At 63.8% G+C, this 18,998-nt stretch carries 17 protein-coding genes; 6 read left to right on the forward strand and 11 right to left on the reverse strand.

Features of this window, described 5'->3' with window-relative positions; genetic code table 11:
• The first annotated feature begins 50 nt into the window (after positions 1–50).
• Complete coding sequence (locus QNJ67_13950; protein MDJ0610074.1) at positions 51–1,157, forward strand: dimethylsulfoniopropionate demethylase; 1,107 nt, start codon at positions 51–53, stop codon at positions 1,155–1,157.
• Here the strand turns inward: QNJ67_13950 and QNJ67_13955 are convergent.
• The 9 genes from QNJ67_13955 to ccoN are packed head-to-tail and all read right to left on the reverse strand — an operon-like array spanning position 1,154 to position 10,563.
• Positions 1,154–2,851, reverse strand: coding sequence for an AAA family ATPase (locus tag QNJ67_13955; GenBank protein ID MDJ0610075.1), 1,698 nt, complete (start codon positions 2,849–2,851; stop codon positions 1,154–1,156). The genes QNJ67_13950 and QNJ67_13955 overlap by 4 nt on opposite strands.
• The gene (gene ccoS / locus QNJ67_13960) at positions 2,826–2,993 is read right to left on the reverse strand and encodes a cbb3-type cytochrome oxidase assembly protein CcoS (GenBank protein MDJ0610076.1); all 168 of its coding nucleotides are present in this window, start codon (positions 2,991–2,993) and stop codon (positions 2,826–2,828) included. Before ccoS ends, QNJ67_13955 begins: the two co-directional genes overlap by 26 nt.
• Positions 2,990–5,260 carry a heavy metal translocating P-type ATPase gene (locus QNJ67_13965; GenBank protein MDJ0610077.1) on the reverse strand — a complete coding sequence of 757 codons (2,271 nt, stop codon included), beginning with the start codon at positions 5,258–5,260 and terminating at the stop codon, positions 2,990–2,992. Before QNJ67_13965 ends, ccoS begins: the two co-directional genes overlap by 4 nt.
• On the reverse strand, positions 5,257–5,751 hold the full coding sequence (locus QNJ67_13970; protein MDJ0610078.1) for a FixH family protein: 495 nt from the start codon (positions 5,749–5,751) through the stop codon (positions 5,257–5,259). The genes QNJ67_13965 and QNJ67_13970 overlap by 4 nt, the downstream gene beginning before the upstream one ends.
• Positions 5,752–5,773: 22 nt before the next feature.
• Positions 5,774–7,228 carry a cytochrome c oxidase accessory protein CcoG gene (gene ccoG, locus QNJ67_13975; GenBank protein ID MDJ0610079.1) on the reverse strand — a complete coding sequence of 485 codons (1,455 nt, stop codon included), beginning with the start codon at positions 7,226–7,228 and terminating at the stop codon, positions 5,774–5,776.
• 38 nt (positions 7,229–7,266) lie between these two features.
• Positions 7,267–8,127, reverse strand: a complete 861-nt coding sequence (gene ccoP / locus QNJ67_13980) for a cytochrome-c oxidase, cbb3-type subunit III (GenBank protein ID MDJ0610080.1) — start codon at positions 8,125–8,127, stop codon at positions 7,267–7,269.
• Positions 8,127–8,321, reverse strand: coding sequence for a cbb3-type cytochrome c oxidase subunit 3 (locus QNJ67_13985; GenBank protein ID MDJ0610081.1), 195 nt, complete (start codon positions 8,319–8,321; stop codon positions 8,127–8,129). The genes ccoP and QNJ67_13985 overlap by 1 nt, the downstream gene beginning before the upstream one ends.
• A gap of 18 nt (positions 8,322–8,339) precedes the next feature.
• Positions 8,340–9,062 (reverse strand): cytochrome-c oxidase, cbb3-type subunit II, encoded by a 723-nt coding sequence (gene ccoO / locus QNJ67_13990; GenBank protein ID MDJ0610082.1) that lies wholly within the window; start codon positions 9,060–9,062, stop codon positions 8,340–8,342.
• A 13-nt stretch (positions 9,063–9,075) separates the two neighbouring features.
• Positions 9,076–10,563 (reverse strand): cytochrome-c oxidase, cbb3-type subunit I, encoded by a 1,488-nt coding sequence (gene ccoN, locus QNJ67_13995; GenBank protein MDJ0610083.1) that lies wholly within the window; start codon positions 10,561–10,563, stop codon positions 9,076–9,078.
• A gap of 327 nt (positions 10,564–10,890) precedes the next feature.
• On the opposite strand from ccoN, the gene QNJ67_14000 reads away from it, so the two are divergent.
• Complete coding sequence (locus tag QNJ67_14000; protein MDJ0610084.1) at positions 10,891–11,697, forward strand: DUF2189 domain-containing protein; 807 nt, start codon at positions 10,891–10,893, stop codon at positions 11,695–11,697.
• Here the strand turns inward: QNJ67_14000 and QNJ67_14005 are convergent.
• Both QNJ67_14005 and QNJ67_14010 read right to left on the reverse strand, forming a co-directional pair.
• Positions 11,694–12,716, reverse strand: a complete 1,023-nt coding sequence (locus tag QNJ67_14005; GenBank protein MDJ0610085.1) for a mechanosensitive ion channel family protein — start codon at positions 12,714–12,716, stop codon at positions 11,694–11,696. The two genes, QNJ67_14000 and QNJ67_14005, sit on opposite strands and share 4 nt — an antisense overlap.
• A gap of 38 nt (positions 12,717–12,754) precedes the next feature.
• Positions 12,755–13,591: a hypothetical protein gene (locus QNJ67_14010; protein MDJ0610086.1), complete on the reverse strand. Its 837-nt coding sequence runs from the start codon at positions 13,589–13,591 to the stop codon at positions 12,755–12,757.
• Positions 13,592–13,856: 265 nt separating this feature from the next.
• On the opposite strand from QNJ67_14010, the gene gmd reads away from it, so the two are divergent.
• The 4 genes from gmd (at position 13,857) to QNJ67_14030 (ending at position 18,874) form a co-directional block, all read left to right on the forward strand.
• Positions 13,857–14,891: a GDP-mannose 4,6-dehydratase gene (gene gmd / locus QNJ67_14015; protein MDJ0610087.1), complete on the forward strand. Its 1,035-nt coding sequence runs from the start codon at positions 13,857–13,859 to the stop codon at positions 14,889–14,891.
• 155 nt (positions 14,892–15,046) lie between these two features.
• Entirely contained in the window at positions 15,047–16,321 is a 1,275-nt protein-coding gene (locus QNJ67_14020; protein ID MDJ0610088.1) for a glycosyltransferase family 4 protein, read from the forward strand.
• Between the two features lie 130 nt (positions 16,322–16,451).
• Positions 16,452–17,639, forward strand: a complete 1,188-nt coding sequence (locus QNJ67_14025) for a DegT/DnrJ/EryC1/StrS family aminotransferase (protein ID MDJ0610089.1) — start codon at positions 16,452–16,454, stop codon at positions 17,637–17,639.
• Positions 17,636–18,874, forward strand: a complete 1,239-nt coding sequence (locus tag QNJ67_14030; protein ID MDJ0610090.1) for a glycosyltransferase — start codon at positions 17,636–17,638, stop codon at positions 18,872–18,874. The genes QNJ67_14025 and QNJ67_14030 overlap by 4 nt, the downstream gene beginning before the upstream one ends.
• Positions 18,875–18,998: the final 124 nt, after the last annotated feature.

The raw sequence follows: 18,998 nt of genomic DNA on the forward strand, positions 1-18,998 counted from the left end.
GCGCATCAGAGAGCCGCAGCATTCGACCGTCTTCCAAGGGAGTGTCCCGCGTGTCGTCTTTCATCCTTCAGCCGTCCAACCGTCTGCGCCGGACGCCCTTCTCCCGCAAGGTGGAAGAGGCCGGGGTCAAGGCCTACACGGTCTACAACCACATGCTGCTGGCCCAGTGGTACCGCTCTCCGGCCGAGGACTATGCCCACCTGAAGTCGGCGGTCCAGGTCTGGGACGTGGCCTGCGAGCGGCAGGTCGAGATCACCGGACCGGACGCCCGCAAGCTGGTGCAGATGACGACGCCGCGCGACCTGTCGGGCATGGCGGACGACCAATGCTACTACATCCCCATGGTCGACAGCGCCGGCCTCATGCTCAACGACCCGGTGCTGCTCAAGCTGGCGGAGGAGCGCTACTGGGTCTCGCTCGCCGACAGCGACGCGTTGTTCTATTTCAAGGGCCTGGCCAGCGGGTTCGGACTCGATGTCCAGGTCTTCGAGCCGGACGTGTCGCCGCTCGCGATCCAGGGTCCCAAGGCCGACGAGCTGGTGCGCCGGGTGTTCGGCGAGGAAATCGTGGCGACCCGTTTTTTCCGGCACAAGCCGGTATCGGTGCAGGGCAAGCAGATGGTCATCGCCCGGTCGGGCTGGTCGGTTCAGGGCGGCTTCGAGCTCTATCTCGATGGGACGGAGTACGGCGAGGCCTTGTGGGACCAGCTCTTCGAGGCCGGCGAAGACCTCAACGTCCGGCCCGGCTGTCCGAACGGCATCGAACGGATCGAGGGCGGCCTCCTGTCCTACGGCAGCGACATGACCCGGGAGCACACGCCCTTCGAGGCCGGGCTGGGCAGATTCTGCAAGCTGGAGCGGGCGACGGCCTGCCTCGGTCACGGCGCCTTGTCGCAGCAGACCGAGCCGTCGCGGCAGGTACGCCCGGTGGAGATCGACGGACCGGCAGTGCCGGGGGTCGGCTACTTCTGGCCGGTGAAGGACCGCGACGGGAAGGTGGCCGGCCGCGTCTCCTCCGCCGCCTGGTCACCCGACTTCAAGACCAACGTGGCGATCGCAATGATCGAGCGCGACTACTGGGATGCCGGCAGCGAACTGGTCGTAGAGGCGCCCGACGGCGACCGGAACGTGACCGTCCGGGAAAAGTTCTGGATCTAGCCGCGCACTGCGCTGAGGGCCTCGGCGGCCAGGGCTTGCGGTTTCCGCGTCGCGTCGAGGCGCCGCCAGGCGAGCTCTCCCGGCGCTTGCGCGAGCTGCTTCTCGAGCACTTCGAGGGTTGCGTCCGACGCGTCGCCGCGGGCGCGCTGACGCTCCGCGACGCGCTCTCTGAGCGTTTTCGGCGGCGCGTCGAGCCAGAAGCCGTGGAAGGGCACGGCGCCGCCCCTTTGCGCGCTCGCTGACAATTCTGGGTCCCGGCTGACCGCCTCCACCGCGGCGCGGTCATCGGGCCGGTTGTGCAGGGCGTCGACCACAACGGCATGTCCGGCGGCCAGGGCGGTCCGGGCCCTTCGTCGCAGCTCATCGTAGACTCGTTTCGAGACTTCGGACCGATAGGCCTCCTCGGGGAGCGTGACCTCGTCGGCTACGCCGAACAGCTGCTTGCGCAAGACGTCGCTGCGCAGGATCAAGGCGCCTGGGGCGGCTCCCAGATCGGGTGCGAGCGCCCGCGCGAAGGAAGACTTGCCGCTGCCCGAGAGCCCCCCGACCGCGACCAGGCAGGGGCCTGGAGGCGCCAGGAACGCGGAGGCCTCGTCGAAATAGGCCGCCGCTTCGCTGCGGAAGGCTTCGGGTGGGACGCTGCCTGGGCCGCCCGCCGTCTCGTCCTCTTCTTCAAGCTCGGCCGCGCTGGCATTGACCATGGCGCGCACCAGGGCGCGCGCTGCGAGGAACAGGGGTAGAGCCGTCAGCCCGGAGACCTGGTTGCCGCTGCGCAGATAGCGGTTGAGCACGATGTTGCCCAACGTCCGCCGGCCACGGTGCTCCAGGTCCATCAGAAGGAAAGCCAGATCGTATAGCGTGTCGATGACGCTCAGGTCGTCGTTGAACTCGATGCCGTCGAACAGCCGCGGCGCGCCGTCGATCAGGCATATATTCTTCAGGTGCAGGTCGCCGTGGCAGCGGCGCACGAAACCCGCTTCGCGCCGTTCGTCCAGCAGGACCCCGACGCGGGTCAGCTCGGCCCAAGCCGCCTCGGCCAGGTCCTTCAGCGCTGGCGAGGGGAACAGTGCCGGCTGCTCCGCCAGCCCCGCCAGGGTCTCATCGACCACCCGCGACAGCCCGGCGCGTCCGCCGTGGTCCGCCCGGCCGCCGAACCTGCGGGCAGCCTCGTCCAGGTCGGACCTGTCGGCCGATCCCGGCAGGAACTGTTCGGCTGCGTCGTGGAACGTGACGATTCGATCGGCCACGGCGGTCATCAGGGTAGGCGTCAACTGCCCGGTCCGGCCGAGGTCGTCGAACAGTCGGTCCTGCGGAAATCGCCGCATGACCACGAGCCACTCTAGGGCCGGGCCGTCGCCACCGAGGGCCAAGCCGCCTTCTGGGTTCCGGGTGACCGCCGATACACCCAGATAGAGCTCCGGTGCGGTCCGCCGGTTCAGGCTCACTTCGCGGATGCAACACTGCCGGCGCCGTTCCAGGGTGCTGTAGTCGAGGTAAGGGTAACGGAGCGCGCGCTTGAGCTTGTACGCGCGGTCACCGGCCAGGAAGACCAGGGACGCGTGGGTGTCGATCCGTTCGACCGATCCCACCGCGAACTCGTAGGACGCGGGATCTGAAAGAAAGGCGGCGACCGTCTCCTGATCGACGGGGAGCGTTTCGCCGTTTCGACTAGTGCCTCCGGTTGTCGGGCTCATGGTTCTCGTCGTCGAGAAGCACGCGCTCCGCCGCGCCGTCCAGGTCCTCGAACTGTCCGGACCTGAGGGCCCAGAAGAAGGCGGCGAGACCGAGGCCGCCCAGGAACAGCGCGGCGGGTATGAGGTAGAGAAGGCCGGTCACGGCAACCTGATCCGGCCGCGCGCCAGGCGCAAGGCGTTGCCGGTTACCGCGATGGACGAGGTCGACATGGCGATCGCGGCCAGCAAGGGCGTGACCAGTCCGGCCATGGCCAGGGGTATGGCGATCGCGTTGTACAGGAAGGCGAGAGCGAAGTTCTGATAGACCAGGCGCTCGGCGCGCTTCGCCGTCTCAAGCAACTCCACCGCCGGGGCGAGATCGGTGCCCTGAAAAACCGCGTCGGCCGCGCTCTGGGCGATGTCCAGGCCATCGGCCGGTGAGAGCGAGGCGTGGGCGCCGGCCAAGGAGGGTGCGTCGTTCAAGCCGTCGCCGACCATCAAGACCTTGCGGCCCTGCTCGGCCAGGGTCGCCAGCCGCGCCGCCTTGTCGGCCGGCTTGCATTCGGCGCGCCAGGCTTCGATGCCGAGTTGCCGGGCCAGACCGGCAGCCACGGCCTCGCGGTCGCCCGAGAGCATCTCGACGGCGTAGCCGCGTTGCCTCAGGGCCGCGATCACCCGCCCGGCATCGGCCCGCGGCCGATCGTTGAACAGGAAGCGCTGGGCCGGCCGCCCGGGCCGGGTGAGCCACAGCTCGGGCGCTGGATCGCCCGGTCCCTCGATGCCGCACCACGCCCGGCTGCCGAGCCGCACTTCGCCGTCGTCGCGCGCGACGGAAAGGCCGCGGCCCGCATGTTCGGTCACCCCATCGACCGGCGGCGCGTCCGGACACGCCTGAACCAGTGCGCGGGCCAGGGGGTGATGGCTGCGGGCGGCCATGCCGGCGGCCAGCGCCAGGTTGTCGCGGAACTCGGCCTTGGCCTCACCGGGCTCGGCCAGCGCGAGCCGTCCGAGGGTCAGGGTGCCGGTCTTGTCGAAGACGATGGTATCGACCTGCGCCAGGCGCTCCAGCGCGGTCGCGGACTTGAGCAGGATACCGCGCCGGTAGAGCCGGCCGCTCGCCGCCACCTGGACCGCCGGGACCGCGAGCGCCAGGGCGCAAGGACAGGTCACGATCAGCACGGCGACGGCGACCAGCAGCGCGCCCTGCCAGCCGACCGAAGCGAAGGCGAGCCAACCCAGGAAGGTGACCAGGGCGAGCAGGTGAACGGCCGGCGCGTAGACCGATGCCACCCGGTCGGCGATGACCACGAAGCGTGCCCGCCGCTGCTCGGCCAGTTCGAGCAGGCGGAGCACTTCGGCCATGAGCGTGTCCGCCCCCGCCGCCGAGGCGGTCAACTTCAGCGGTGCATCGAGGTTGAGCGTGCCCGCGTAGACCGTCTCACCGGGGCCGACCGTCCGCGGCAGGCTCTCGCCCGTGATCAGGCTGGTATCGACCGTCGAGCGGCCGTCCGCGACCGTGCCGTCGACCGCGAGGCGCTCCCCGGCGGCGACCAGCACGATGCCGCCGGGCGTGACGCTGTCGGCGGGGACGGCGCAGGTCTTGCCTCGCTCGTCCAAGACCGTCGCGGTCGCGGCGCGCAGGGCCAGCAGCCGTGTGGCGGCGCCGCGCGCCTGGCCCCGGGCGCGGTGGTCGAGGAAGCGGCCGAGCAGCAGGAAGAACAGCAGCGTGACGGCCGAATCGAAGTAGACCACGTCGCCGCCGCGCATGGTCTCGAAGAGGCTCATGCCGCCGGTCAGAAGCACCGCCAGGGAGATCGGCACGTCCATGTTGAGCCGGCCGGCGCCGAGCGCCGCGGCGGCCGAGTGGAAGAAGGGCCGGCCGGCATAGGCGATGGCGGGCAGGGCGATCAGGGCCGAGAACCAGTGCAGGAGGCCGAGCGTTGCCGGGCCCATGGCGCCGTCGGTACCCTCCCAGGTGCCGGACCAGACCGAGACCGACAGCAGCATCACGTTGGCCGCCGCGAAGCCGGCGACCGCGAGCGATCTGAGCAGGAGGCCTTCCGTGCGCTCTCTCTCGGCTTCCGCCTCGGTGACGCGGCTGCTCTCGAAGGGGACGACCTGATAGCCCATGTCCTGCACCGCGGCCGCCAGATCGGCGGCGCGGTTCGCCGGTCCGTCCCAACCCAGCGTCAGGCGGCCTGTCGAGAGATTGAGCCGAGCCTGGCGCACGCCCGGCTGGCGCCGCAGACCGCCCTCGATCTTGGCGAGGCAGGCGCCGCAGCGCGCCCCCTCAACCAGCAGCTCGAGCTCAGCGAAGCCGTCCGCGGTTCGTCTCACTTGGGACGCCAGGGCACTGGCGTTGAAGCTGCGCGGATCGAAGCCGGGCGCCGGCCGGCTGTCGTTCTCCTGCTCTGTGAGGATCACGCTCATGGCGACCAGAAAAGGCGACGTTGGCTGTCCAGCCGGTCCTTGCCCCGGACCACGGTCAAGGTCAGATCCCAGACGCCAGGCAGCGCGAGGCCGACCTCCGCCGTGAAGCGTCCCTCACCCTTGTCGTCGAGCGGGAACGCGAGGTCATGGCCCTCGTGGGTCGGCCGGGTCAGAGTCGCGACCACCGAGTCGGCCCACAAGGGGGCACCGCTCCGGTCCTTGAGAACGGCGGTCAAGGCCGCGTTGCCCGCCGCGCCCGGCTCCAGGGCGACGGCCACATGCCAGCCGAGTGCGGCCTGGCGGGTCCGGGTCTCGAGCGTGCGATTGTAGGCCAGTCCCTTCTGGTAGGCGCCATCGGTCGAGAGTCCGGTCCAGGTGCTGAAGGCGAAGAGAGCCATGATCCCGTTGGCCAGGATGACCACCATGAAGAAGCCGACGAAGGCCCAGGGTATCCAGTTCGACTTCCGCTCGGCGCTCGGCGTCGCTGTCATGGTCCGGGCTCCTTCCGGCCGCTCAACGCTCGGGACCGCGAAACACTGTGTCGTGGCGCGCGGTTTCCCCGCTTTCCAGCTCTTCGAGGGTGAAAGTGAAAGACTGGCCACCATTCGGCGCCGCGTCGGATGGCAAGGTTAGGTAGAGCCGGAAGGTCGCCACGCTGTCGGCTTCCGCTTCGAGGAGGACCTCGCCGTCCACATCATGCCCGACGACATCGAGCTTGGCGCCGGTCAAACCGTCGTAGCCCAGGGTGTAGCGCCGCGCTTCTCTCGTCTTGTTCAGGATCTTGATGGTGTAGCCGTTGCGGATCCCGCCGTCGGACAGTTTCACGAAAAGCGGACTGCGGTCGCGCTGCACCGTGATATCGAGGGTGGCCCGGAACGCCAGCGACCAGAGCATGATGCCCGAGACGGTGAGGAATAGCAGGGCATAGAGCATGGTTCGGGGCCGGACCAGACGGTAGGCGAGAGGGCGGCCGGCCGCACGGTTGTCCTGGTTCCGCTGGGTGTCGAGGGTGATCAGGCCGAGCGGTTTGTTGACCTTGGTCATGACGGAGTTGCAGGCGTCGATACAGAGCGCACAGCCGATGCACTCCATCTGCTGGCCGTCACGGATGTCGATGCCGGTGGGGCAGACGGCGACGCAGAGGTTGCAGTCGACGCAGTCTCCGAGGGGCTGCTCCACCTGGCCCTTGCGGTGGCGGCCGCGCGGCTCGCCGCGCCAGCCCTGATAGGTGACGATGAGCGAGTCCTCGTCGAGCATCGCGGCCTGGATGCGCGGCCAGGGGCACATGTAGGTGCAGACCTGTTCCCTGGCCCAGCCGGCGAGAAGATAGGTGGTCGTCGTGAAGAGGCCGATGAAGAAGTAGACGCCGAGGCCGGCCTGGCCGGTCACGATCTGGCCGAACACCGTGGGCGCGTCGTTGAAATAAAAGATCCAGGCGCCGCCCGTGAGCAGCGCGATTACCAGCCAGATGCCGTGCTTGGCGACCTTGCGCAGGACCTTGCCGGCGGAGAGCGCCGCCTTGTCGAGCCTTATGCGCGCGTTGCGGTCGCCCTCGATCTGCCGTTCGATCCACATGAAGAGGTCGGTCCAGACCGTCTGCGGGCAGGCATAGCCGCACCACACCCGGCCGGCAAGGCTGGAGACCAGGAACAAGCCAACCGCGGCGAGGATCAGCAGCCCCGTCAGGTAGTAGACTTCCTGGGGCCAGATCTGGATCCAGAAGAAGTAGAGCCGGCCGTTCACGATGTCGACCAGGACGGCCTGGTCGGCCGCGTCAGGACCGCGATCCCAGCGGATCCAGGGGACGACGTAGTAGATCGCCAGAAGAACGATCAGGACAGTCCACTTGAGGCGGCGAAACTGGCCCCAGATCGCCTTGGGATAGACTCGGACCCGGTCGGCATAGAGCGACTGCTCTTTCTGAACCTTGGTCGAGACCGCGTCTTCGACCGTGACCGAATCGTTCATGACTTGCCCTCCTCATGCGGCCGCTTCGACCGCCGCTGTTACTCCCCGCCCCCCAGTGAATGCACGTAGACCGTCAGCATCTTGATCGTGTCTTCGTCGAGACGGCCCAGCCAGTGCGGCATGACGCCGAGCTTGGGCCAGCTGATCTGTGCCGCGATCTGCTCGACCTCGCCGCCATAGAGCCAGATGTTATCGTTGAGCCGCGGTCCGCCGAGTTCCCGGACGCCTTCGCCCGCCTCGCCGTGGCAGGCCGCGCATTGCTCGGCGAAGATCTCGGCGGATTCGGAGCCGGCGTCGGCCGTGCCGTTCGACATCCCTTTCACGTATTCCGCCATGGCGAGAATCTGCTCGCGCTCGAGGATTTCGCCGAAGGCCGGCATCTCCGATTCCCGCGTGTCCTCGTGGTTGGCGCGAATGCCGTAGAACAGGGTCGTCTGGATGTCGTCCAGGGTGCCGCCCCAGATCCAGTCGTCGTCGGCCAGGATCGGATAGCCGCCGGGCCGGCCGGCGCCGCCCGCCGCGTGGCAGGCCGCGCAGTTGTCGGCAAAGGCGGCGTTGCCGCCGGCCAGCGCAAAACTGAGCAAATTGTCATCGCTGCGAATCTCTTCGGGTGTCCGTTCCGCGATGGCGGCGCGGAACTCGCCCTGGCGCTCGCGCGCCTGAATGATTTCTCCCTCCAGCTGAGCTCGCCGCGACCAGTCGAGCACGCCCTTGGTATAGCTCGAGATTCCGGGGATTGCCGGATAGAGCACCACGTAGACTGCGGAAAAGAGCACCGTAGCGTAGAAGGTGTAGAGCCACCACTTGGGCAGGGGCGTGTTGAGTTCCTTGATGCCGTCCCACTCGTGACCGGTGGTATCCGTACCCGTGATCGCATCCTTTTCGACTTTTGTCGGCATCAGCGCTCTCCCTGAGGTTTACGGTCGCCGCCATCAGATGGTTCGGCGCGTAAAGGAATCTGGCCATAGGCCTCCATCTCGGCCTTGCGGCTCGGCCAGAAGGCCCGTGCCACCAGGGCGCAGAACAGGAGCATCAGCCAGAGCACCCAGGCCGAACGCAAGAACTCGTAGATCTCTTGAAGGAAGCTCAACATCGCGCTTCGCCCTCCGCGTTACTGCTGCAAGGCTTCGGCTTCCAGATCGCTGAAATCGACCATGCGGCCGAGGATCTGCAGATAGGCCACGATGGCGTCCATCTCGGTCAGCCGGCCGGGTTGGCCGTCCAGATCGCCGACCTCGGCCTTGGGGTAGCGCGCCAGAAGCTCTTCGTGGTCCGCTTCGGGATCGGCCTGGTCCGCAAGGTCCCGCGCCGCCGCCTCGATCATGGCCTCGTCATAGGGCACGCCAACCGCCACGTTGGCGCGCAGATGATCGGCGATGTCTCCGCCGTCCAGGGACCGCTCCGCCATGAAGGAATAACCCGGCATGATCGATTCCGGCACGACCTGACGCGGGTTTATCAGATGCGCCACGTGCCAGTCGTTGGAGTACTTGCCGCCGACCCGCGCCAGATCCGGTCCGGTCCGCTTCGACCCCCATTGGAAGGGGTGGTCGTACATCGACTCCGCCGCCAGGCTGTAGTGCCCGTAGCGCTCGACCTCGTCACGAAACGACCGAATTTGCTGGGAGTGGCAGGTGTAGCAACCCTCGCGAATGTAGATGTTGCGGCCGGCCAGCTCCAGGGGGCTATAGGGACGAACGCCCTCGACTTTCTCGACCGTCGATTCAATCGTGTAGAGTGGAATGATTTCCACCAGCCCGCCGATCGAGACCGTGATCAGGGTCAGCACGGCGAGGAGGATGACGTTCTTTTCGATCCGGCTATGCCATTCCATGACGCCTGCCTCCCTATTCCGCCGGTTGGTACGCCGGGCGCGGCGAGCCTTCTTCGACCGGCTCGTCGCCGCGCGCGGTGCGCCAGAGGTTGTAGAGCATGATCAGCGCACCGGTCAGGAAGAGCACGCCGCCGAGCGCTCGGATCACGTAGAAGGGATGCATGGCCTCGACCGTCTCGACGAAGGCGTACTGCAGGAAGCCGAGGTGGTCGTAGCTTCGCCACATCAAGCCTTGAAGAATGCCCGAGACCCACATCGCGGTGATGTAGAAGACGATGCCGATGGTCGCGATCCAGAAGTGAATGCCGACGAGGCGCAGCGAGTAGAGGCGCGCCCGGCCCCAGAGCCTGGGAACCAGGAAGTACATCGCCCCAAAGGACACGAAGGCGACCCAGCCGAGCGCGCCCGAATGCACGTGGCCGACGGTCCAGTCGGTGTAGTGCGACAGCGCGTTGACCGGCTTGATCGACATCATCGGGCCCTCGAAGGTGCTCATGCCGTAGAAGGCGACAGAGGTCACCAAGAAGCGCAGCACCGGGTCGGTGCGCAGCTTGTCCCAGGCGCCCGAAAGGGTCATGAGCCCGTTGATCATGCCGCCCCAGGAAGGCATCCAGAGCATGATCGAGAAGACCATGCCCAGATTCTGCGACCAGTCGGGCAGGGAGGTGTAGTGCAGGTGGTGGGGTCCGGCCCAGATATAGAGAAAGATCAGCGACCAGAAGTGCACGATGGAGAGGCGATAGGAATAGATCGGCCGCTCCGCCTGCTTGGGGACGAAGTAGTACATGATGCCGAGGAAGCCGGCGGTGAGGAAGAAGCCGACCGCGTTGTGGCCATACCACCACTGTGTGAGCGCGTCCTGCACGCCGGAGAAGAGCGAGTAGCTCTTGGCGCCGAACCAGGAGACCGGCACCGCCAAATTGTTGACGATGTGCAGCATAGCCACGGTGATGATGAAGGCGAGGTAGAACCAGTTGGCCACGTAGATGTGCGGCTCTTGGCGCTTCATGATCGTGCCGACGAAGACCACGAGGTAGACCACCCAGACGAGCGTCAGCCAGAGATCGACGAACCACTCCGGCTCGGCATATTCGCGGCTCTGGGTGACTCCGGTGACGTAGCCGATCGCCGCCAGCACGATGAAGAGTTGGTAGCCGAGGAAGATGAAGAGCGCCAGGTCCTCGCCGCCGAACAGGCCGGTTCGGCAGGTCCGCTGGACGACGTAGAGGGACGTTGCCAACAAGGCGTTGCCGCCGAACGCGAAGATCGCGGCGGAGGTGTGCAGCGGCCGCAGCCGGCCGAAGGTGGTCCACTCGAGATCCAGGTTGAGGGCTGGGTAGGCCAGTTGAAGGGCGATGTAGACGCCCGCGGTGAAGGCGACCGCGCCCCAGAACAGGGTCGCGATGCAGAAGAGCCGGATAACCGCGTCGTCGTAGACCGGCGCCGCGGCCGTGGCCGCACCGCCCGCAACGCCGCTCACTGTCGCCTGACTATTGCTCATGGCCTCGCCCTCTCATTCCTAAACTCCCCTCAAGTCCAAACAGAGGTTAGCGTGCCGCCGCCGCCATTCCAAGCACCGGAGCAGGCAAAGCGAGACCCGGTTCAGGCCCCCCCGAACGCCCGAGATTCGCTGCGCGCGATAGGGCCTCGAAGGCCGGCTCCACGCCTTGATCTATGTCAATGCCGCCCCCGCGGACGGCCGCTAAGCGTCACGTTTGGTTGGTCTTTTCGGATAGGCTCAATAAGCGTGTTCGCGCCGGCAGTGACGCGCTATCATGGGACGCCTCCGGAAGGGAGGCCCCCCGAGGGAGATGCTAAGGAGGCGTAGGTGACCGAAACCATTCCCGTCTTCGCGACGCCGTCACCAAAGGTCCGCAAGGTCGGTCTGGAGCGGCCCTGGATGTGGCTCGCCTCGGGCTGGCACGACCTCTGCTCGGCGCCGGCAATCAGTCTGACCTACGGCCTGCTCTTCGCCGTCGTCGGGATGGGGCTGATGGCGGCCGTGTGGTTCGCCGACCTGCTCTATGTCGGCCTGCCGCTCGCCGCCGGTTTCCTCCTGGTCGGCCCGATCCTTGCGGTCGGCCTCTACGAGGTCAGCCGCAAGCTCCACTCAGAGGAGAAGCCGTCGGCCAAGGACGCGTTCTTCGCCTGGCGGCGCAACAGCAGCCAGGTGGGCCTTATGGGCCTGCTGCTGCTGCTCTTCTTTCTTGCCTGGGTCAGGCTGGCGACCCTGATCTTCGCGCTCTTCTTCAGCCAGAACGCGCCGGACCCGCTCGACACCGGCGCCTTCATCGAGAAGGTCTTCTTCCTGGCCGAGAGCGTCCCGTTCCTCGCCTTCGGCGTCACCGTCGGCGCGATTCTCGCGACCATCGTCTTCTCGCTCTCGGTGGTCTCGATCCCCATGTTGATCGACGATCCGCAGGACCCAGAGCATCCGGTCAACATCATCACGGCGGTCGCGACCTCGGTTGCGGTGGTGCGTCACAACACCGTGACAATGGCGCTCTGGGCCGCGCTGATCGTGCTCTTCATCACCGCCGGCCTGGTAACCTTCGCCTTCGGCCTGATCGTCGCCCTGCCGCTCATCGCCCACGCGACCTGGCACGCCTACAAAGACGTCATCGAGCCGGGCTAGTCTCTATCCTTGCGGGCGCCTCTGCCGGCGTCGGACCGGTCCGGAATCGCCGCGGGGCCGGCAGACCCCTTTGGAGGATAGTCAAGAACATCCTCCTTCTCGGCGACGGTCTTCTCGTCGAACTCGGGGAACGGCAGCTGGCCTTCGGAACGCCAGGTTTGCACCTGGGTTTCCGCTGCCCGCGCGCGCTCGCTGTCGAGCCCGGCGTCGCGACCGAAGTAGCTAGTCTGGGAAGGAAAGGCGAAGCCGGTGCCCGCCTCCTTGACGATATACAGGATCCTCAGGTTGAGGTCCTCGCGGATCGCCCGGTAGGTGAGCCAGTCGCGGGTCCGAATGTAGGCGAAGCCGATGATGTCGAGGGAGTAGGCGCCGAAGCCCTTGAAGCGTCCGTGGAGCGATTCCGAGGATACCTTAGGGTGCCCGATCATCATCTCCCGCAGCTTCGCCAGGACGTAGCGCAGCTGTTCCGGGGTCGTCTCGTAACGCAGGCCGAGAGTTGTCTCATAGAGCCAGGCGCGCCGCATCGAGAAGTTCGTCAATTCCCACTGCGAAAAGTCGGCGTTGGGCAGGCTGACGAGGCTGTCGTCGAGCTTGCGCAGCCGTGTCGACCGCAGGCCGACTTCCTCCACGGTTCCGTAGTCGTCTCCGAAGCGGCAGAAGTCGCCGACCCGCACGGGCTTGTCCGCGAAGAGGGTCAGGCTGCTGATGACGTTCTCCAGCGCCGGCCGAACGGCGAGAGCGAGGGCGAAGCCTCCGACGCCGAGGCCGGCGACCAGGCTGTAGACGGGCGCCCCGATCCGGTTGAGGACATAGAGAATGATCGCCCCGTCGGCCACGATGGCAACGGTCCGGGCGACAAGGCGCAGAAGGGCCGCATTGAGGCTCTTGTCGGGGATTCTCGGCGAGGCGATCACGGTCTCCGCGACCGCGAAGCAGACCACCCAGGTGATCCAGGCGAGCGCCAGGAGCCTGATGCTCTCGGCCGCCAGGAGCACCCACCCGGATATCCAGCCCGTCAAGGTCAGCCTCTCGTTCGCCTTATCAAGCAGTTGCGGCGTCAGCAGAAGGGCGAGGGGGTGGACAGGCGGTGCCAGTACTCCCCTCCGGAGTACCTGGTAGGGGCGAGTAGCGCGAGGCTCCGTATGAGCAGGATCCCCGCAACGGTGAGGCCGATCAGGAGAAGGAGCGCGATCCATTTCCACACGGCTTGATCGTAGACGCTGAGTTTCAGCCAAGCGGGAAACCCTTCGATGGTGCGCGGCGAGATGAACCAGCTCTTCAAGCTCAGGTATGGCCGCATCTCGGCGTAGTTCTTCAAGGGTACATCGCGCCGGTACGGCAGCTCGCGTGTCTTCTCGTAGAACTCCCTGGCGCGGGCCAGCGTCGAGCTATCGAAAACGAACGAACCGGCTCTCTGTCCCTCGGCGACGCGCACGATCGTGATCTCGGTGTGGGGGATCGTCCAGCTGACGGTCTTCCTGCCGGCCTTGTCGTCGCCGACCGCGATATCAGCGTAGGCTGAAGCATCCGGGATCTCCGCCAGGGGCGGAAGCTCGATGCGGGACAACACCTCGTAGAGATAGGTCAGTCCGTCACGGACCCACTCGGGACGAGCCGCCGGGACTACCTCGGTCAGGTCGAACATCCGCCCGATCGAGACGTTTCGTTCTTCTATGGCGGCAACATGCTCGCGGCTCGGGGTGCCCCAGTAATCGACCCGCAAGAGTTCATAAATCTCGTCCCCTTGCTCCAGGAAGGTCTGCAAGGTTGCCCTCGGACTGGACAGGTCTAGGGGCTCTAACGGATGGCTGGATTGGCCCGCTTGCGCGAACAGTGGCCAAAGCGCGACCAGAAACGCGCAGACCCATGTCCGTCTCGCGATGGGATCGAGCATGAGCTTCTCCGACGCAGTCTCAAAAGAGCACAGTCAAGCCTAGAGACTTCGCCGCCCATTTGTAACAAGCTCGGACGAAACGGTCGGGTGGGAGGGCCGAGGTTGCGCCGAGGCGAGTGCCAGTGGGCAAATGTCCTTTTGTTTGCAAGAAAGGTCGAGTATAGGAACGCCCGAGGTGTATACCACCAGTTGACCTGAGGCCCGAAATTGGGCCTGAAGTTCGATCCACCCGCGCACGACATAGTTTGGCAACGAGGGGGTTGTCTTGTCCAAAGTAGCACTGGTCACCGGCGTCAGCGGCCAAGACGGCGCCTATCTGGCAAAGCTCTTGCTTTCGAAGGGCTACAAAGTATACGGAGCGGTGCGCCGCAACTCTTCGATCAATATTGGAAGACTAAAAGAATTAGGAATCGAAAATGATGTCGAGTTAGTGCAATTTGAATTGGCGGAGTTTTCGAATGTATTCCGTGTAATAAGAGACTTGCAGCCGGACGAATTCTATAATCTTGCTGCACAAAGCTTTGTCGCAACCTCTTTTGACCAACCGATCCACACCGCCGAGATAGATGCCGTCGCAGTAACGCGCATACTCGAGGCGATCAGGACCGTAAGTCCCAAGACCCGCTTCTATCAGGCGTCAAGTTCCGAGATGTACGGCAAGGTGCGGGCCACACCGCAGAACGAGGAAACACCGTTTCATCCGCGCAGCCCCTACGGCGTGGCGAAGGTCTACGGTCACTGGATCACGGTCAACTACCGCGAGTCCTATGGGCTCCATGCCACCTCGGGCATTCTCTTCAATCACGAGTCACCGCTTCGTGGGCACGAGTTCGTTACACGCAAGATCACACTCGCCTTCGCCCGCATCAAGCACGGGCAACAGGAGGTTCTCGAACTCGGCAACCTCGATGCGAAGCGGGACTGGGGTTTCGCTGGCGACTATGTCGAAGGCATGTGGCTCATGCTGCAACAGGATAAGCCGGACGACTATGTCCTGGCGTCCGGAGAGACGCACACGATCCGGGAGTTCGTCGAGGAAGCCGGTCGGGTCTTCGACTTCGACATAGTCTGGGACGGGGAGGGAGAGAGTACCGTCGGGGTAGAGAGAAAGTCCGGTGCCGTGCGCGTTCGGGTGAATCCGGAGTTTTACAGACCTGCCGAAGTGGACCTTCTCTTGGGTGAGCCAGCCAAGGCCAAGAAACAATTAGGATGGCGCCCCAAAGTCGGGTTCAGCGAACTCGTCGACATGATGGCGCGCGCTGACGACCGGCGAGTGGCCGATCGCCAGCTCATGTTCTAGTTGTCGGTCGTTTCTGCCTAAGGTCGACGCGGACGTGGGATGAGCGTGAGGGCACCGTCGCTTTTCCTCTTACCGAATACCTACGTCCCGCTGTCTCTCTCCTGCAGCCATCCTCGATTGACCATATCCCCGGCGAGCACCACGGGAGGGATCGTGTGAAGGTCGAAAGCTTCGACTACAGAGCCAAATCCTGGTTGCCCGTGCCACCGGAAGTCCGCTGGTACACGAGCAGAAGGTCACTCAAGCGGTTGCTGCGCGGCCAAAAGCCGAAACCCATGCCGGTGTCGATCAGCCCGGTCGCGCCACCCTTCGAGACACCGCTCATCGTCGCGGGACTGTTCCGCTCGGTCACCGGAATCGGCCAAAGCGCTCGTTTATGTGTGCGCACCTTGCAGGAACTCGGTTGCCCAGTCAGCTACTGCGACCTGAGCAGTTCTTTCAACCAAGGCCACTTCCAGATAGAGTTCGACGCGCCGAAGGCGCGTCCCGGAGACCCCGGTTCGATTCTGCTCCACCTGAACCCGCCGGAAGTGCCGCGTGCTCTTGCCATGATGGGCCGTAGGCTGGTTTCGGATCGGCGAGTCATTGGCTATTGGCATTGGGAGCTGCCGCGGGCACCGGTCAGCTGGATGCCGGTATTGGAGAAAGTCCACGAGATCTGGGTGCCGACGCGTTTTGTCGCTGATGCCTTTCGGCCCGATACGAACCTGCCGATCAAGATCGTGCCGCATATCGTTCCCATGCCGTCGCCGTCTTCTCGCACGCGGGCGGAGTTCGGCATCAGCGACGAGGCCTTTGTGGTCGTTGCCGCTTTCAACCTGGATTCGAGCATTGGCAGGAAGAATCCCTTGGCGTCGATAGCGGCGTTTCGCCAGGCCTTCGGCGACGACCCGAAGTTTCAGATGGTACTCAAGGTGTCGTCCGTCAAACGCCACGCAGAGGCCTCAGATGCGCTGGATCGGGCGATTGACGGGGTGGCGAACATTCAAATCTTGCACGAAACGCTCAGCAGGCCCGACATGTCCGCCCTGCTCAACTGCTGTGACGTTGTGATATCCCTGCACAGGTCTGAAGGATTCGCGTTGGTGCCGGCGGAGGCGATGCTTCTCGGCAAGCCCGTGATTGCGACGGGCTGGTCGGGCAACGTCGACTTCATGACCGATGAAAACTCGGCTTTGGTGAAGTACCGCCTTGTTCCCGTAAGGGACCAATTCAGCCGAATCTACAGCGAATCCGAGAACCCCAATCAGAATTGGGCGGACCCCAACATCGACGATGCGGCCCATTGGCTGCGTCGTTTTGCGGACGATCCGGATCTACGAGGGCGAATCGGCGCAAGAGCAGCGCTGGACGCAAGGCAGATTTTCAGTGTATCGAACTACGCCCGATCCGCAGGGCTTGGGGCGCGCACTGAAGGATGCGCCGCCTAAACGGACCGATGAGCAGAGGCACCTTCGTCGTTGCGAGGTTGGCACGCAGTGAGGATCGGATCATTCCTGTAGTGTGAACGGCCGTCAGAACAGGAGCGTTCTGGCGGTGTCAGAAATGGGACAATCATAAATGGCAGATACCGAACCTTTTCTCTATCCGCTCGCTTGCGATAGCTGGGACCAGGAGGAAGTAGCCGTTCTCAAGCAGATCGCCGAGAGCGGCTTTCAAACCATGGGCGGGCATGTCAGGGCCTTCGAACAGGCCTTCGCCGATTACATGGGCCGGAAACACGCCGTCATGGTCAATTCCGGTTCTTCCGCGAACCTCCTGGCGATTTCGGCGCTGCGATACAGAGAAACGGCGCCGATGGAGCCCGGTGACGAGGTCATCGTCCCGACCGTTTCCTGGAGCACCACCTATTATCCGATCCTCCAGAACAATCTGAAAGCGGTCTTTGTCGATATTGCGCCTGATACCCTGAACATCGACGTCGAGCTCGTTCGCAAGGCGATCACGCCGCGGACGCGCGCCATCTTCTGCGTCAGCTTGCTCGGGAATCCGCCGGACCTGGCCGCCTTGACAGACCTCTGCAAGCAACACGACCTCTACCTCGTCCAGGACAATGCGGAATCTCTTGGCGCGAAGATCGACGGCACCGAGATCGGCGGCATGGGACATGCTTGCACCTACAGTTTCTACTTTTCCCATCACATGTCGACCGTCGAGGGCGGCATGGTGGTAACAGATGACGATGAAACCTATCACACGCTGCTCTCGCTTCGGTCCCATGGTTGGGTGCGTGACCAGCCTGAAGACAGCCACCTCTATTTCCAGGACGACGACCCGCTCTACCAACTGTTTCGCTTCACCCTGCCTGGTTACAACTTGAGGCCCACAGAGTTCTCCGGCGGTCTGGGCAATGTGCAGCTCAAGAAGCTCGACGGCTTTGTTGCGGCACGGCGCAGGAACGCATCCATTTTCAGAGAGACCTTTGAGAGCCATCCGAACCTTCGAATCCAACGCGAATTCGGAGAATCCTCTTGGTTCGGCTTTTCATTGATCTTGAGTGGTGCTTGGAAGGGGCGGCGAAAGGAAATCGCTAAGCACCTGATGAGCAAGCGGGTCCAGGTCCGCCCTATCGTGGCTGGTAACTTTCTTCGGAATCCGGTGATCAAGTACTTTGATCAGGTCGCGCCCTTTGGCAGCAAGATCGCTGACGAGATCGACACGAATGGCTTCTTCGTGGGCAACAATCACGAGGATCTGGGCGAGAAGATTGCCTATCTGCATCAGGTCTTGTCGGAGACCGATGCGTGATCATTTTCGATGTTACGGTCCTTTACCACCATCGTGGCCGTGTCACCGGCATCCCGAGAGTGGTGCAAAAGTACGCCGCTTCCTTTTCTCGGTTTTCAAGCGTTCGCTTTGTCTACTTTGACAGACCAGCGAATGGATTCGTGGACTTGCCCGAGGCGGAAGCCCATTCACTTATTCACACTGAAGAGGGAAAGGGCGCACCGGATCGTGCTTCATACAAGAAGAAAAAGGGACCTTTCCGTAAGATCCGCAGGCGTTTCGGACAAGGCGAGAAGGTACCTGAAAATCAGCTTGTAGATTTGAGACCTGGAGTCCCATTCCTGGTGTTTTTCGTCACCTCCGAGCGGCACCGGAATGCGATTAAAAGTGCCGCGGATAAGGGAGCGCGCATCTTTGCTTTTATCTACGATCTAATCCCCATCAGGGTGCCGCAGTTTTGTGCCCCAGAAGTCACTGCTTTGTTTCCGGATTCGATGGACTTTCTTCTCAGCACCGCCGAAGAACTGTTCTGCATTTCGAAGGCCTGTGAAGAGGACCTAAAGGCCTATGCCGATGAACGTGGCAGAAGGATGCCACGCACGGACGTCATATACCTTGGAGACGAACCACTCGAAGGTGCCCAAGACACTGAAAACGAGCTTGGGGCTCCTGAAGGGGCGTTTCTCTGCGTCGCGACGATAGAGCCTCGAAAGAACCACGAAATGCTGGTGAATCTTTGGGACAGGTTTGCGAAAGAGGCTCGTGTTGACATCCCGCCACTTGTGCTTGTCGGGCAAAAGGGGTGGCTGGTTGATGATTTTATGACCAAGCTGGGCAACAATCCGAGATTGACAGGGCGAGTGTTTGTTTATCATGGAGTCTCGGATCAGGTATTGGTGAGACTGTATCAGAGTTGTCGAATGACACTTTTCCCGTCCCACTACGAGACCTGGAGTTTGCCGATCCGAGAATCCCTCGCCGCGGGCAAGTTCGTACTTGCCGGCGACAGCCCGGGCTTGCGCGAGGCGGGCGAGGGGTTGACGGAGCATATCGATCCTCTGGATTTTCGCCGATGGTATAATCGTGTGGTGTATTTCGCCAAAGACGACCAGGCTTTGACAGAAAGAGAGGCAGCAATCCGGGATAGTTTCAAGCTGCGCACCTGGGAGTCTTCCGCGCTGCGCGCGAAGGAACTGGTTGAGGGTCGTGAAGAAGACTGTCATGGGGTGGTCCTGGTCACCGGTCAGAGCGCATAGCGCAGCTATTTGGCAAAATTAGTATCGGCGGGATTCGGTAATATTGCGTCATGCAATTGCGAACACTCTTCTCTCCGCGAATTTCGCTGCTCGTTGTTGTTACGGGCGTCTATGGCGGTTTCGT

This window comes from Kiloniellales bacterium (assembly GCA_030064845.1).
In the GTDB taxonomy this organism is placed as follows: domain Bacteria; phylum Pseudomonadota; class Alphaproteobacteria; order Kiloniellales; family JAKSDN01; genus JASJEC01.